The following is a 1,417-nucleotide window of genomic DNA, read 5'->3' as shown; positions in this document are numbered from 1 at the left end:
TGAAAAAACTATAATAGGAATTAGTAATATAATGTTTGAAAAAAAGCTGATTAAGTCTAATATAAATGTTAAAGAGTTTTTTGATTAATATAAATAGTTTTTAAGTACCGCAAATAAAAAGGTTTTATATGAATATACGAGTCTATTATGAAGACACAGATACAGGTGGAGTTGTTTATCACTCTAATTATTTAAACTTTTGTGAGAGAGCCAGAAGTGACGCTTTTTTTAAAAAAGGAATGTCTCCTGTCTTAGATACTGGGCACTTTGTAGCAAGAAAATTAGAAGCTGATTACATAATGAGTGCTAAACTTGGAGATGAGTTAGAAGTTACTACGGAACTTGTTAAGATGAAGGCTGCTTCGTTTATACTATCTCAAAATATATATAAAGATTCTAAAAAAATATTTGGATTGTCTATAACATTGGCTTACCTCACTTTTGAAGGAAGACCTCAAAAGATAGATTCAGATACTAAAGAACTTATACTATCACTATTTGATAGTTGATATGTTCTTTACAAACCTATATCTAGAAGGGTTTAAAAGCTCAATAGGATATATCATTTGATTATCTTCTAAATCTATGTTGTACTCTCTATCTTCTCTAGTCACAAGGTTAAAGAAGTAGTCAATACCTACCGTCGTTGTATAGTTAATCCAATCGTAAACTATGTCATTACCAAGAAGAGAGTTTGTTTCTATAAGTATATTGTTATTTTGAGTAATAGAGTTTGCTATTATCATGTTTTTTCTATCTTCATATTGAGTCATAGATAAAATAAGTGGATCATAATTAATCTGAGTAGATAAAACATTTGTAGCATTTGTGTCATAAAGTGTAAGTTGAGACATAATCATACCCGTCTTAACAATTGGTGTATTTATGAAAAAAGAACCAGTTAAGATTTCTTCATTTTCAAATAGTTGTTTTTCCAAGTTTGTTGTTCTTTTAGGTATAGAAAATTTAACTACACTTCTGTTTGCATCTAGTATCTGAGTTTCTATCTCTTGAGTGCTAAGATTATAATCTATACCATTGTTTATAAACTTATCTTCTTCATATAGACTTAGTTTTTTACCTATGCTCGATTTGTCATAAAAGATTACAAGTGGAGATACAGCCTTTTTTAAAAGAATATCACTTTGTGCTTGATAATCTATTCCACCATAAACTAGATAAGAAGAAGTAGATGTTATATCTTTTTTATTGATTGTAGGAAAAAAGATATTCATATCAGGATCTATTTCTCCTATCGCATTAGCCCCTTTTTGAGTTAGAGGTGCAATAACGTGGTTGAAACCATCTTTAGAGATTTCTTCTAAAGCTATTTTTATATTTTCAATACTTTCACTTTCTATCTTATAACTTTTTAGCTCAAATGAGTGATTTTTTGCTATCAGGTAAGCAAATGAAG

Annotated in this window: 2 protein-coding genes; one reads left to right on the top strand and one right to left on the bottom strand. The window is 28.8% G+C overall.

Features of this window, described 5'->3' with window-relative positions:
- Positions 1-128 precede the first annotated feature (128 nt).
- The gene (locus QZZ48_RS14910) at positions 129-509 is read left to right on the top strand and encodes a YbgC/FadM family acyl-CoA thioesterase (RefSeq protein ID WP_294967051.1); all 381 of its coding nucleotides are present in this window, start codon (positions 129-131) and stop codon (positions 507-509) included.
- Here the strand turns inward: QZZ48_RS14910 and QZZ48_RS14905 are convergent.
- A partial coding sequence (locus QZZ48_RS14905; RefSeq protein ID WP_294967050.1) for a hypothetical protein occupies positions 495-1,417 on the bottom strand: 923 nt, incomplete at its 5' end. The two genes, QZZ48_RS14910 and QZZ48_RS14905, sit on opposite strands and share 15 nt — an antisense overlap.

The sequence above is a fragment of the Sulfurimonas sp. genome, assembly GCF_016744025.1.
GTDB lineage: Bacteria > Campylobacterota > Campylobacteria > Campylobacterales > Sulfurimonadaceae > Sulfurimonas.
The sequence above is the reverse complement of the archived record's forward strand: the minus strand, read 5'-3'. Positions and strand labels throughout refer to the sequence as shown.